This is a genomic window from Burkholderia sp. IMCC1007, from assembly GCF_027257875.1.
Lineage (GTDB): Bacteria > Pseudomonadota > Gammaproteobacteria > Burkholderiales > Burkholderiaceae > Burkholderia.
In genome coordinates, this window is record NZ_JAPVQY010000003.1 from 209988 (window position 1) to 222166 (window position 12179).

The 12179-nt window shown below is 66.1% G+C and carries 12 protein-coding genes and 1 pseudogene; 7 read left to right on the forward strand and 6 right to left on the reverse strand.

The features are described 5' to 3' along the window. Positions 1 to 4 precede the first annotated feature (4 nt). The 5 genes from O1Q03_RS05060 to O1Q03_RS05080 all read right to left on the reverse strand — a co-directional run bounded on the left by O1Q03_RS05060 (position 5) and on the right by O1Q03_RS05080 (position 4699). Entirely contained in the window at positions 5 to 1324 is a 1320-nt protein-coding gene (locus O1Q03_RS05060; RefSeq protein WP_269501944.1) for a dicarboxylate/amino acid:cation symporter, read from the reverse strand. A gap of 370 nt (positions 1325 to 1694) precedes the next feature. Further along, complete coding sequence (locus O1Q03_RS05065) at positions 1695 to 2900, reverse strand: MFS transporter (protein ID WP_269501945.1); 1206 nt, start codon at positions 2898 to 2900, stop codon at positions 1695 to 1697. 7 nt (positions 2901 to 2907) lie between these two features. After that, positions 2908 to 3093 carry a DUF1289 domain-containing protein gene (locus O1Q03_RS05070; protein WP_269501946.1) on the reverse strand — a complete coding sequence of 62 codons (186 nt, stop codon included), beginning with the start codon at positions 3091 to 3093 and terminating at the stop codon, positions 2908 to 2910. Between the two features lie 2 nt (positions 3094 to 3095). Next, entirely contained in the window at positions 3096 to 4415 is a 1320-nt protein-coding gene (gene dmeF / locus O1Q03_RS05075) for a CDF family Co(II)/Ni(II) efflux transporter DmeF (RefSeq protein WP_269501947.1), read from the reverse strand. 11 nt (positions 4416 to 4426) lie between these two features. Then, the gene (locus O1Q03_RS05080) at positions 4427 to 4699 is read right to left on the reverse strand and encodes a metal/formaldehyde-sensitive transcriptional repressor (RefSeq protein WP_069242515.1); all 273 of its coding nucleotides are present in this window, start codon (positions 4697 to 4699) and stop codon (positions 4427 to 4429) included. Positions 4700 to 5012: 313 nt separating this feature from the next. On the opposite strand from O1Q03_RS05080, the gene O1Q03_RS05085 reads away from it, so the two are divergent. Beyond that, entirely contained in the window at positions 5013 to 5420 is a 408-nt protein-coding gene (locus tag O1Q03_RS05085) for a plastocyanin/azurin family copper-binding protein (protein ID WP_269502068.1), read from the forward strand. Positions 5421 to 5664: 244 nt separating this feature from the next. Continuing rightward, entirely contained in the window at positions 5665 to 6738 is a 1074-nt protein-coding gene (locus O1Q03_RS05090) for a TIGR03118 family protein (RefSeq protein WP_269501948.1), read from the forward strand. Positions 6739 to 6765: 27 nt separating this feature from the next. Here the strand turns inward: O1Q03_RS05090 and O1Q03_RS05095 are convergent. Beyond that, positions 6766 to 6915: pseudogene (locus O1Q03_RS05095) on the reverse strand (nickel/cobalt efflux protein RcnA); the annotation flags it as partial. 210 nt (positions 6916 to 7125) lie between these two features. On the opposite strand from O1Q03_RS05095, the gene O1Q03_RS05100 reads away from it, so the two are divergent. The 5 genes from O1Q03_RS05100 (at position 7126) to O1Q03_RS05120 (ending at position 12174) form a co-directional block, all read left to right on the forward strand. Then, a complete protein-coding gene (locus O1Q03_RS05100; RefSeq protein ID WP_269501949.1) occupies positions 7126 to 8103 on the forward strand; it encodes a chromate resistance protein ChrB domain-containing protein in 978 nt (325 codons plus the stop codon). Further along, positions 8100 to 9278: a chromate transporter gene (locus O1Q03_RS05105; RefSeq protein WP_269501951.1), complete on the forward strand. Its 1179-nt coding sequence runs from the start codon at positions 8100 to 8102 to the stop codon at positions 9276 to 9278. The genes O1Q03_RS05100 and O1Q03_RS05105 overlap by 4 nt, the downstream gene beginning before the upstream one ends. 112 nt (positions 9279 to 9390) lie before the next feature. Continuing rightward, the gene (locus O1Q03_RS05110) at positions 9391 to 9819 is read left to right on the forward strand and encodes a chromate resistance protein ChrB domain-containing protein (protein WP_269501952.1); all 429 of its coding nucleotides are present in this window, start codon (positions 9391 to 9393) and stop codon (positions 9817 to 9819) included. Next, on the forward strand, positions 9806 to 11062 hold the full coding sequence (locus O1Q03_RS05115; RefSeq protein ID WP_442865747.1) for an MFS transporter: 1257 nt from the start codon (positions 9806 to 9808) through the stop codon (positions 11060 to 11062). The genes O1Q03_RS05110 and O1Q03_RS05115 overlap by 14 nt, the downstream gene beginning before the upstream one ends. A 65-nt stretch (positions 11063 to 11127) precedes the next feature. Continuing rightward, positions 11128 to 12174 (forward strand): YncE family protein, encoded by a 1047-nt coding sequence (locus tag O1Q03_RS05120; RefSeq protein WP_269501953.1) that lies wholly within the window; start codon positions 11128 to 11130, stop codon positions 12172 to 12174. Positions 12175 to 12179 lie beyond the last annotated feature (5 nt).

The window sequence follows — 12179 nt, forward strand, 5'->3', positions numbered from 1 at the left end:
AACATCACGCGGACGTCGCGGCTTCCCGCGTTTGTACCTGCTTGAGCTCGCCGCCGCCTTCCGAATCCGAATCCGAATCCACGTCGTCGCGCGGCTCGCCGAGCTGGCCTTCCCACTTCGCGACCACGGCCGCCGCGATCGAGTTGCCGACCGCGTTGGTGGCCGAGCGGCCCATGTCGAGGAACATGTCGACGCCCATGATCAGCAGCAGCCCCGCTTCCGGCAGGTGGAACTGGTTGAGCGTCGCGGCGATCACGACGAGCGACGCGCGCGGCACGCCGGCCATCCCCTTCGACGTGACCATCAGCATCAGCAGCATCGTGATCTGCGTCGCGAACGGCAGATGGATCCCGTACACCTGCGAGATGAACAGCACGGCGAACGTGCAGTACATCATCGAACCGTCGAGATTGAACGAGTAGCCGATCGGCAGCACGAAGCTCGAGATCCTGCGATTCACGCCGAAGCGGTCGAGCGCGTCGAGCAGCTTCGGATAGGCGGCTTCCGAGCTCGCCGTCGCGAACGACAGCAGGAACGGCTCGCGAATCAGGCGGATCAGCGAGAACGCGCGCTTGCCGAGGAACACCACGCCGGCGAGCGTCAGCACGCCCCACAGCAGCGCCAGTGCCAGGTAGAAGCTCGCCATGAACTTCGCGAACGTGAGCAGGATGCCGAGCCCTTCCGTCGTGATCGTCGATGCCAGCGCGGCGAACACGGCCACCGGCGCGAACCACATCACCGCACCCGTCACCTTCAGCATGACCTGCGCGAGATCGTCGATCACGCCGGTCAGGCGCTTGCCCGCGTCGCCGAGCGCGGACAGTGCGGTGCCGAAGAAGATCGAGAACACGACGATCTGCAGGATCTCGTTGTTCGCCATCGCCTCGGCGATCGACTTCGGCACCAGGTGGACGACGAAGTCCTTCAGCGTGAACGCGCCCGTCTTCAGGCCCAGCGCCGCATCGGCGGCCGGCAGCGGCAGGCTCAGATGGCTGCCGGGCTTCAGGATCGTCGCGGTCACGAGGCCGAGCACCAGCGACGTGAACGACGCGATGAAGAACCAGCCGAACGCCTTCACGCCCACGCGGCCGACCGACCCGCTGTCGCCCATCTGCGCGATGCCGACCGTGAGCGTCGCGAACACCAGCGGCGCGATGATCATCTTGATCAGGCGCAGGAACACGTCGGACAGCAGCGACACGTAGCCGGCGACTTCCTTCGCCATGTTCGGGTCGGGAAACGCGCTGTGACACGCATAGCCCACGGCGATACCCAGCGCCATCGCGATGACGATGTACCGGGTGATGTTGTGCTTCTTGTTCATTAGCAATCCAGATTACAGAACATGTGTTTCCAACGGCTGGCAGATCGTCGGCGGGAATCGGAGACGCGGAGCCGCGAGTGCGGCGCACGCCCGCTTCGGGGTGCCGAAGCCCGTCCGTGGGCACCGCCACGGCGAACAGGGGGGGCATTCTATCGCAAACGTCGGACGATCTTTCAATTTTGAAAGCAAGGGCGGCGAGATTGACCGCGCAATGAAGCCGGATCGGCTTGCGCACGCCGGGGGACCTTCAGGCCGGGGGCTTGGCGCGGGCCGTCGAGCCACGCATGCGGATGCGCAGTTCCGGTATCGTCGTGGCCGCCTCGTCAGTTCGTCCGGACGACGCGTGTCGGCGAAACCGGCATGCGCTGCGTCAAGCCGTCGACGCGCCGGGGCGCGGCATGAACCGGCACAGGCACAGCGGCACCACGACCAGCGCGGCGCCGGCGACGAACGTGGCCGACGCGCCGAAGCGCACCCACAGTGCGCCGGCGATGCTGCTCGCGAACAGCATGCAGATGCCGCTCACCAGATTGAATACGCCGTACGCGGTCCCGCGCAGCGTGGGCGGCGAGGTTTCCGACACCATCGCGGCGAGGATGCCCTGCGTGAAGCCCATGTGCAGCCCCCACACGGCCACGCCCGCGAACATCGAGCGCGTCGACGTGCCGATGCCGAGCAGCAGGTCGGCCACGATCAGCAACCCCATGCCGGCCGCGAGCAGCACGCGGCGATCCAGCCGGTCCGACAGGATGCCGACCGGCCACGCGGACAGCGAATACGCGATGCTCATCGCGACCATCACCGCCGGGATCCATGCGGGATCGAGCCCCGTCTGCTGCGCGCGCAGCACCAGGAACGCCTCGCTGAAGCGCGCGAGCGTAAACGTCGCGCCGGCCGCGACGACGAACCAGTAGCTGCGCGGAAACTCGCGCAATGCACGCCAGCGCAATGGCGACCGAAAGCTGCCGGACGGTTGCGCGCGATCAGGCTCGCGTACGCCGAAGACGATCAGCGCGATCGCGACGAAGGCCGGCACCACGGCGAACCACAGCACGGTCCGGATACGATCGCCGAACCACAACATCAGCGCGATCGCGAGCAGCGGGCCCAGAAACGCGCCGACGGTATCCATCGACTGACGCAGGCCGAAGCACGCGCCACGGATTTCAGGCGGCGCGACGTCGGCGACCAGCGCGTCGCGCGGTGCGCCGCGGATTCCCTTGCCGACGCGGTCGAGCAGTCGGGCCGTCACGACGACGGCCGGCGTGGACGCCAGCGGAAACAGCGGCTTGGTCAACGCCGCGAGCCCGTAGCCGACCAGCAGCAACCCCTTGCGGCGCCCGAGCCAGTCGCTGATCGCGCCGGAGAACACCTTGACGATCATCGCGGTCGCCTCGGCCGCTCCTTCGAGGATGCCGAGCGCGACGACGCTCATGCCCATCGTCGACACCAGATAGATTGGCAACAGCGCATGGATCAGCTCGGACGACAGGTCCATGAACAGGCTCACGAGACCCAGGGCCCAGACGGTCCGTGGAATCGCGGGCTTTCCGGCAATCGGTGATGGCGCTGTCATGGTGTGATCAGTCGGTCGTTTCCCGCGTCAGCTTCGCATGCCGACGCGCGCGGTCGTTCACGATCTGATGACGTTTGTGATCCGTCATCTTCTTCCAGCCGCGCGCTTCCTCGCGCGTGCGCAGGCACGCGACGCAGTAGCCGGTGCGGCCGTCGAACGAACAGACGTCGACGCAAGGAGACTTGACCGCCATGCTCAATGCCCCCGCGCCGCCGGCACGACTTCGACGGTGACGTGCGACAGGTTCCTGAACCGCTGCAGCACGCCGTGATAAAAGCGCGCATCGCGCTGCGGATCGTCCGTCACCACCGACACGACCGCGCTCATGTGTCCCGGCCCGAGCCGCCACACGTGCAGGTCGCCGACCCGGTCGCCATTGCCTTCGATCGCGCCGCGCACGTTGTCCGTGAGGCGCCGATCGGAGTTCATGTCGAGCAGGATCCCGCCGGTATCACGCATCAGCCCGTACGACCAGTTCGCGATCACCAGCGCGCCGATGATGCCGGCCAGCGGATCCATCCACAGCCAGCCGAACGCACGCGCGAGCAGCAGCCCGACGATCGTCAGCACGGACACGGCCGCATCGGCGATCACGTGGATGTAGGCCGAGCGGATGTTGTGATCGCGCGCGGCGGCAGCGGACGCGCCGTGGTCGTGGTCGTGTTCCTCGAATGCCAGCTCATGCTCGCGGCCGTTCAACCGGACGATCGCCTTGAATTCATGCGGTTCGGGAATGTCTTCGGTCGATTCGAGGTAGCTGCCGCGATCCTGCATCGCGAACGTCTGCCGCGTGCCGTCCGGACGGATGGTCGTCACCGACACGGTGCTCGCATCGACGCGCTGCGTGTCGTTCGTCGCGGGCGCGACGCGGAACACCGGCGGCACGCCATCCTCGAACACCGACACGACGAATACGCCCCGGTGATCGAAGATCCGGTGCGCTTCCTCTTCATGGTCGTGATCGTGGTGATCGTGGTGATCGTCGTGAGCGCCATGCCCATGCCCGTGATGATGGCCGTGGCTGTGACCGTGCGCATGGCTATGGCCATGATGATCGCCGCTCAGCAGCCACACGCTCGCGACGTTGACGAGCAGCCCGGCAACCGCGATCGGAATCGCCTCGCCGAAATGGATCGGCACCGGCGCGAGCAGGCGCGCGATCGCTTCGTACCCGATCAGCAGCGCGATCATCGCGAGCACGATCGCGCTCGTGAAGCCGGCCAGATCGCCGAGCTTGCCCGTGCCGAACACGAAGCGCGGGTCGTTCGCATGATTGCGTGCATAGGTGTACGCCATCGCGGCGATCAGCATCGCGCCCGCATGGGTCGACATGTGCAGGCCATCGGCGATCAGCGCCAGCGAGCCGAAAATCGACCCGCCGACGATCTCGGCCACCATCATCGCCGCGCACAGCGCGATCACCATCCAGGTCCTGCGTTCGTTCTGCTCGTGCGCGGCGCCGAGGAAGATGTGGTCGTGCCCTGCGCCGAAGGCGTCGTCGCTGAAATTGCTCATTCCGCCCTCGATCACTTGAAGTAACTGTGAACGACTTCGATCAGCTGCTCGGTCGCGCTGCCTTCGTCTTCGTGGTGTTCGGCATCGACCAGATGGCTGCGGATGTGATCCTCGAGCACGACCGCGAGCAGGCCGTTCATCGCGCCGCGGCCGCTCGTGATCAGACGGAGGATTTCGTTGCAACCGCGCTCGTCCTCCAGCGCGCGTTCGATCGCTTCGACCTGTCCCTTGATGCGGCGGACACGGTTCAGCAGCTTCTGCTTTTCCTTGATGGTGTGGCTCATGGTGATCCCTTCGTATAGTGGGGGGGACTATACACCGATTTGCGTTCCATATAGGAGGGAGGGGTATATGCAAGGCTAACGAAAGGAGAGCAACGGCACCGGCAGTACGAATCTCGGCGACGTTCCCTGCCCAGCACGCGGAAGTGCCAGTGGGCGCCGGCATGGCTGCTGGAATAAGTGTCCCGATGCGTACGTTTACCGTGCGTATCGCGCGCTGCAGATAACGTTCATGCCGTCACACAGGCACGGGCGTTCGTGTGCTCGATGAATGGCGCACGGCAGACGCGATGCTTCGATGCACATGGAGGCAACCATGCAGGCTATTTGCAGAATCGTCGTCGCCGCGACCGCGCTGGGGATCGCATCGCATGCCAGCTGGGCGCAGCAAACAGTCGACGCGACATTGCTTTCGAACACGATCCTGCTCAACACGCACAACGTGAAGTCGGGTCGCGTCACATTTGACGTGAAGAATGCCGCGGACGACATGGAGCACGAACTCGTCGTGATCAAGACGGATCTCGCTGACGATGCGCTCCCTGTCGGAGAAGGGCTGGTCATGGAGCAAAAACTGAGAAAAATCGGGGAAGTCGAAGATATCGCGCCCGGCCAGAGCAAACGCGTGTCGTTCAAGCTGCCGCCCGGCCACTACGTGCTGATTTGCAACAAGCCGGGTCACTATGCAGCGGGCATGCACACGGCGCTTGTCGTGGCGCCGTGAATCGCGAGGCGCGGCTGCTCGAACAATGGCCGTCAACGTGTCGAGATGAGGAGGCTGACGCGCATCGGCGTTCGGCTCCAGCCTCGAACTGCGGATCGACATCGAGCGCAGCGAGTTCGCTGGGAGTGAGTTCGCTCGCTTCGACGACCATGCGGCGAGAATTCATGCTGCGCGCCGAGACGGGCGGAATAACCGAGGTTGCCTATCCGTTTACTAACGGCTCTTCCACGTTCGGAGTTCCATCATGAAACAGGTCCATACGGCGTTGGGTGCTGCGTTGTCGGCGATCGTACTGGCGAGCGTCGTGGCGTGCGGCGGTTCGTCTCACGAGAGAGAGTACGTGGTCAGTGCGTTGGTCTCCGACGGCGCTGTTCCAGCGGCTCACGTTGATGCCAACCTGAAGAATCCGTGGGGCATTGCGTTCAATCCCAAGGGCTTCGTATGGGTCGCCGATAACGGCACGCAGCGCGCGACGCTCTACGATGGCAACGGCGTGCCGCAATCGCTCGTCGTGACGATCCCGCCCGGCACGAGCGGCGACCCCGACCCGACCGGCATCGTGTTCAATGGTACGAATGACTTCATGGTGGCCCAGGGCGCCAAATCGGGGCCTGCAGCGTTCATTTTCGTCGGCGAGGGCGGGACCATGACCGCATGGTCGCCTGCGGTCAACCCGACGTCGGCAATCACGGTGTTCGACAGCGGCGGCGCCGCCGTTTACAAGGGGCTCGCGATGGCGAGCAACAACGGCGCGAGCTTCCTGTACGCGACGGACTTCCACAACAACCGGATCGACGTGTTCGACCGGACCTTCGCCAAAGTCACGACCGACGGCGCGTTTCAGGATCCCGCGTTGCCTGCGGGATATGCGCCGTTCGGCATCCAGGCGATCGGCTCGAAACTGTTCGTCTCCTACGCGAAACAGGACGCGGCAGCACATGATGACGTCAAGGGCGCAGGCCTGGGCGTGATCGACGTGTTCAGCCCGTCGGGACAATTCCTGCAGCGCTTTGTCACCGGCGGGCCGCTGAATGCGCCGTGGGGCATGGCCCAGGCGCCCGGGAATTTCGGGCGCTTCAACAACGCCGTCCTGGTCGGCAACTTTGGCGACGGCATGATTCACGCGTTCGATGCGACTACCGGGGCCCTGCTCGGAACCCTCGAGCGAGGCGACGGCAACGCGATCGTCGAGCCGGGACTGTGGGGCATCGCATTCGGGAATGGGCTCAACAGCCAGCCTACCAATACGCTGTTCTTCACGGCCGGCCCGAACGACGAAGCGGATGGCCTCTATGGCCGCATCGACGTCGAGCCGTGATCGCGATTGCCGGGATGACCGCAGGCTGGACGCAGGGCACGGAATCAACCAGCCTGCCAGCCCGAACATCACGATCTGACCCGTCGTCACCGCGCGGTTCGCAAACCGCCGACGAATGTCGTCGGCGTGCGCGCGTTCGTGTGCATCCTGATAGCCGGTGTCCGAGACGTCGGGTCCGCTTCGGTTAGCGCCTGCGCGGCGATGGCGATCGCGCTCAACGACACCATGCCCGCGTATCGAGCGGCTTGAACAGCCACGCGCCGGACGGGCCCCGCTGGAGGCTCAAGCCGACTCGGCGCGACGGGCGGCCGTCGCCGCCGGGATCAGAACGGGGGCGCCGTCAAAGTTAACTTGTAGAACTGATAACGTGTAAGTAGCATTCGCTACATGAACACGTTATCGATCTGGTCGATCCTCGTTCTTACGCTCCCGACGGAAAACGCCACGGCCCGCATGCGGTTCTGGCGCGCCCTCAAGGCGAAGGGCTGTGCCGTGCTGCGCGACGGCGTCTACCTGCTGCCCTACACCGAACAGCATGAAGAAACGCTGCGCGAGCTCGCGGACGCAATTGGCGACAGCGGTGGCGCGGCCCACCTGTTGCGCGCGCCGAGCCTGACGCCGCCACAGGAACAGGAGTTTCGGACGCTGTTCGACCGAACCGACGATTACGCGGCCTTCGCGCGCACGCTTGCGGACGCGCGCAAGACCCTCGCCGGGCAGTCCGCGGCGGAACTGGCGCGCCTGCTTCGCCGTGTGCGCAAGGATTTCGACACGATCCGCGCAATCGACTACTTCCCGGACGATGCGGCCACCCGCGCCGAAGTCGCGCTCCAGGACTTCATCGCGCTGGTCGACACCGTGCTGTCGCCGGGCGAGCCGCACGCCGCCGAGCGCGCCATCCGCCCGCTCGCGATCAGCGAGTACCAGGCCCGCACCTGGGCGACGCGCGAGCGCATGTGGGTCGATCGCGTCGCCAGCGCGTGGCTGATCCGCCGCTTCATCGACACCCGGGCGCGGTTCGTCTGGCTCGCATCGCCGGAGGATTGCCCGGACGGCGCACTGGGCTTCGACTTCGACGGCGCCGCGTTCACCCATGTCGGCGAACGCGTGACCTTCGAGGTCTTGCTCGCAAGTTTCGGGCTCGACCAGGATCCGGCACTGCTGCGGCTCGGGGCACTCGTGCATTCGCTCGACGTAGGCGGCCCGGCCGTGCCCGAAGCGATCGGCTTCGAGGCCGTGATGGCCGGCACGCGCCACCGCGCGGAAAACGACGATCAGCTGCTCGACCAGATGAGCGCGGTGCTCGACTCGCTTCATGCGCACTTCGCGTCCAACGCAACGAGCGAAACCGGAGGACGATCATGACCACGACGGTGACGGCGAACGCGCCGGGTTATTCGCTGGGCCAGCTGGTCGGCTACATGTTGCGGCTCGGGGCGCTGGGCTTCGGCGGCCCCGTGGCACTGGCCGGCTACATGCGCCGGGATCTCGTCGAGCGGCGCGGGTGGATCACCGAGGCGGACTACAAGGAAGGCCTCACGCTCGCGCAGCTCGCGCCCGGGCCGATGGCCGCCCAACTCGCGATCTACCTGGGGTTCGTCCACTATCGGGTGCTCGGGGCGACGCTGGTCGGTGTCGCGTTCGTGCTGCCGTCGTTCCTGATGGTGCTCGCGCTCGGGTTCGCGTACTCGCACTTCGGCGGGCTGTCGTGGATGCAGGCCGTCTTCTATGGTGTCGGGGCCGCGGTCGTCGGGATCATCGCGATGAGCGCGTACAAGCTCACGACGAAAACCGTCGGCAGCGACAAGCTACTGTGGGCCATCTTCCTGACGCTGGCCGCCGTGACCTTCGTGACGGAATCGGAAATCGCGTGGCTCTTCATCGCCGCCGGGCTGGTCGGCTGGCTGTGGCGCGCGCCGCCCAAATGGCTGAACAGGGGCGGGCTTAGCGCGCTGGCCGGCGCGAATCTGCCGGCCGCCAGCGGCCTGCTGAGCGGCATCGACGTGCCGCAGCTCGTGCAGATCGGCGCGTTCTTCATGAAGGCGGGGGCGTTCGTGTTCGGCTCGGGGCTCGCCATCGTGCCGTTCCTGTACGGCGGCGTCGTGACCGAGCATCACTGGCTCAACGACAAGCAATTCGTCGATGCGGTCGCGGTCGCGATGATCACGCCGGGGCCGGTCGTGATCACCGTCGGCTTCATCGGCTATCTGGTCGCGGGCCTGCCCGGCGCGATCGTGTCGGCGCTCGGCACGTTCCTGCCGTGCTACCTGTTTACCGTGATTCCCGCGCCGTACGTGAAGAAGTACGGTCACCTGCCGGCCGTCAAGGCGTTCGTCGACGGCATCACCGCGGCGGCCGTCGGCGCGATCACGGGCTCCGTGCTCGTCATCGCGAAACGCTCGATCGTCGACGTTCCGACCGCGGTCCTGGCGATTGCAACCGTGTTGCTGCTGTGGCGCTTCAAGAAGCTGCAGGAGCCGGTCATCGTCACCGCGGCCGCGCTGTTCGGGCTGGTCGCGTATCCGTTGCTGCACCATTGATCCGCAGCGACGGCGATGAACGCGCGCGCCGGTGCCGGACGGCATTCCGTCGGCCGTGAGCGCGGACAGCGGCTACCGGCCGCTCGCGGTATCGCCCGAAAGGAGGCAGGTCATGAAGTGGATTACGCGTGAACGGCCGAAGATCGATCGCATCGCATGTCCGTGGCTCATCGCCAGGTTTATCGACGCGGCGCCCGAATTTCTCTACGTCCCGCGCGCGGACGTCCGTCGATTGGCAGACGAAACCGGCGCGATTCCCTACGACGTGCCGGACGTCGAGCTTGGCCACCACGGCGAGCGCTGCAGCTTCGATGCGTTCCTCGACAAGTACCGGCTGGATGACCCGGCGTTGCTCAAACTCGCCGCGATCGTGCGCGGCGCGGATACCGGCCGCCTCGATCTGGCGCCGGAAGCCGCCGGCCTGTACGCCATCTCGATCGGTCTTTCCCGTCACTTCGCCGACGATCACGCGCAATTGCGACACGGCATGGTGATGTACGACGCGCTCTACGCGTGGTGCCAGCATGATGCACGCGCGTAGCAGCGGGCCCGCGTCGCCACACGCCAACGCGATGTTGCCGGCGGGCGCCGACCGGACCGCGTGGCTCATCCTCGCAAGCCGCGGCATGCGCGGTTTCTGCGATGGTTTCGTGGCCGTGCTGCTGCCCGCGTATCTGCTGTCGCTCGGATTCTCGCAACTGGACGTCGGCCTGATCGGCACGACGACGCTGGCCGGTTCGGCCGTCGCGACGATCGCGGCCGGCATGCTGGCGACCCGCTTCACGCAGCGGCGCATGCTGACGCTCGCGGCCGCGCTGATGGCGGCGACCGGGATCGGCTTCGCGAGCTTCACCACGTGGTGGCCGCTGCTCGTCATCGCGTTCGCCGGCACGCTCAATCCGAGTTCGGGCGATGTGAGCCTGTTTCTGCCTCTCGAACAGTCGCATCTGGCGCAGGCCGCGGGAGGCAACGCCCGCACCGCACTGTTTGCACGATACAGCGTCGTCGGCGCCGTATCGGCAGCCGTCGGCTCTCTCGCGGCAGGCTTGCCGATCTGGCTTGCAGCACATGCGGGCATCACGGCGGCCGCCGCAATGCGCGGCATGTTCGTCGTCTACGCGGTGACGGGCGCCATCGTCTGCGCGCTGTATCGGCGCTTGCCGCGCACCGACACCCAAGCGGCGAAGGCGCCGCCGCCGCTCGGCCCGTCGCGCCCGATCGTCATGCGGCTCGCGTTGCTGTTCAGCGTCGACGCGTTCGCGGGAGGACTCGTCGTCAATTCGTTGTTGTCGCTGTGGCTGATGCAGCGATTCGGGCTGTCGATCGCCGCTGCCGGCCAGTTCTTTTTCTGCGCGGGCCTGCTGTCGGCGGGCTCGCAGCTTGCGGCAGCGCCACTGTCGCGCAGGATCGGACTGCTGAACACGATGGTGTTCACGCACATCCCGTCGAGCGTGTGCCTGATCGGCGCCGCTTTCGCGACGTCATTGCCGGTGGCACTGACGCTGCTCCTGATACGAAGCGCGCTTTCGCAAATGGATGTGCCGACGCGAACCGCGTACGTGATGGCCGTCGTCACGCCGGCGGAACGGCCGGCGGCGGCCAGCTTTACGTCGGTCCCGCGCAGCCTCGCGGCCGCGGTCGGGCCGACGTTGGCCGGCGCGCTGTTCGGTCTCGGCTGGCTCGGTGCGCCGCTGGTCGCATGCGGCGCGCTGAAGATCGCGTACGACCTGTCGTTGCTGGCGGCTTTTCGGCACGTTGGCCCGGACGACGATCGGGCCCGGTAAAGGAACCACGGCAGAACACCGCGGAAACGAGGCGCGGTTGGCCTTCGTGCGTTGGAGGTTACGTCATGAAACTCTGGCATCACCGGCGCGTGCCGCCCGGCGTGCGGAATTACCTGCTGATCCTCGTGCTATCCGCCATCGCAGGCGCATTCGTGCCCGGCGCTGCGCAGCCTGCCCCGCATGAACGCGTGCATCGCCTGCCGCTGACCCACGTCGCCGATATCCCGCTGCCCGGGCGACCGACCCGGCTCGACTACGAAAGCTACGATCCCGGCCGCCACCTGCTGTTCATTGCGCATCTCGGCGATGACGAGGTAATCGTCGTCGACGTGAATGCATCGCGCGTGGTCGCACGCATTTCCGGCATCTCGTCGGTTCATGGCGTGCTCGCCGTTCCGGCGCTGCAGCGTGTCTATGCGTCCGCGACGGGAACGAACGAGATCGTCGCCATCGACGAAGCGACGCTGAAGATCGTCGCGAGGATGCCCGGCGGACGGTATCCGGACGGCATCGCCTATGCACCCGACGTGCATAAGCTCTACGTGTCGGACGAGACCGGCGAGACCGAGACCGTCGTCGACGTTCGAAGCAACCGGCGTATCGCGACGATCGCGCTCGGCGGCGAGGTCGGCAACACGCAATACGATAGCGAGTCGCGGCACATCTTCGTCAACGTGCAGACGCGCAACGAACTCGTCGAGATCGATCCGGCGGCCGACCGGATCGTCGGACGGTTTGCGTTGGCGGGCGCCGCCCACAATCACGGGCTCCTGATCGATTCGAGAGACCGGCTCGCGTTCGTCGCGTGTCAGGACAACAACACGCTCCTCGTGTTCGATATGGCTGCACGGCACGTCGTCCAGTCGTTCGAGATCGGCAGGGATCCGGATGTCCTCGCGTTCGACCCGAGGCCGGGCACGCTCTATGTGGCCGGTGAAGCAGGCATCGTGTCGCTCTTCAGCGTCAACGGCTCGAAGGTCGACAGGATCGGCGAGGGCTACCTTGGACCGAACGCTCACGTCGTCGCGATCGACCCTGATGCGCACCGTTCGTACTTTCCGCTGAAGAATCTCCACGGGCGCCCCGTGCTGCGCGTCATGGCGCCGCGCTGACGGTC